The organism is Streptomyces sp. EDA2-14 (assembly GCF_054963755.1).
The window spans coordinates 1-1,126 of record NZ_JBUEGE010000049.1 but is presented as its reverse complement, the minus strand read 5'-3'; the positions used below and the strand labels follow the sequence as shown (position 1 = coordinate 1,126).

1 protein-coding gene is annotated in these 1,126 nt (G+C 68.2%); it reads left to right on the top strand.

What is annotated here, in order from left to right; translation table 11 throughout:
- Positions 1-1,126 (top strand): dihydropteroate synthase (locus tag ACY34M_RS41845; RefSeq protein ID WP_462723968.1); only part of this gene is annotated, 1,126 nt, incomplete at both ends.

Here is a 1,126-nt window from a genome sequence, read left to right as displayed (position 1 = left end):
GGACGGCGTGGCCGACATGGAGGAGCTCGCCGGCCGGTTCGCCACCGCCTCCACCCTGCCGATCGTGCTGGACTCGACCGAGGTCGAGGTGCTGCGGGCCGGGCTGGAGAAGCTGGGCGGCCGTGCGGTGCTGAACTCGGTGAACTACGAGGACGGCGACGGCCCCGAGTCCCGCTTCGCGAAGGTGACCGCGCTGGCGCGGGAGCACGGCGCGGCGCTGATCGCGCTGACCATCGACGAGGAGGGCCAGGCCCGCACCCCCGAGCACAAGGTCGCCATCGCCGAACGGCTCATCGAGGACCTCACCGGAAACTGGGGGATCCGCGAGTCCGACATCCTCATCGACTGCCTGACCTTCACCATCTGCACGGGGCAGGAGGAGTCCCGCAAGGACGGCATCGCCACCATCGAGGCGATCCGGGAGCTGAAGAAGCGTCACCCGGACGTCCAAACGACGCTGGGCCTGTCGAACATCTCCTTCGGCCTCAACCCGGCCGCCCGCATCGTCCTCAACTCCGTCTTCCTCGACGAGTGCGTGAAGGCGGGCCTGGACTCGGCGATCGTGCACGCCTCCAAGATCCTGCCGATCGCCCGGTTCGACGACGAGCAGGTCACCACTGCCCTGGACCTGATCTACGACCGGCGGGCCGAGGGCTACGACCCGCTGCAGAAGCTGATGGCCCTCTTCGAGGGCGCGACCGCGAAGTCGCTGAAGGCGGGCAAGGCCGAGGAACTGGCCGCGCTGCCGCTGGAGGAGCGGCTCCAGCGGCGCATCATCGACGGCGAGAAGAACGGCCTGGAGGCCGACCTCGACGCCGCGCTGGCGGACCGGCCCGCCCTGGACATCGTCAACGACACGCTCCTGGAGGGCATGAAGGTCGTCGGTGAGCTGTTCGGCTCCGGCCAGATGCAGCTGCCGTTCGTGCTCCAGTCCGCCGAGGTGATGAAGAACGCGGTGGCCTACCTGGAGCCGCACATGGAGAAGTCCGACTCGGAGGGCAAGGGCACCATCGTGCTCGCCACCGTGCGCGGCGACGTCCACGACATCGGCAAGAACCTCGTCGACATCATCCTGTCCAACAACGGCTACAACGTCGTCAACCTCGGGATCAAGCAGCCCGTCTCC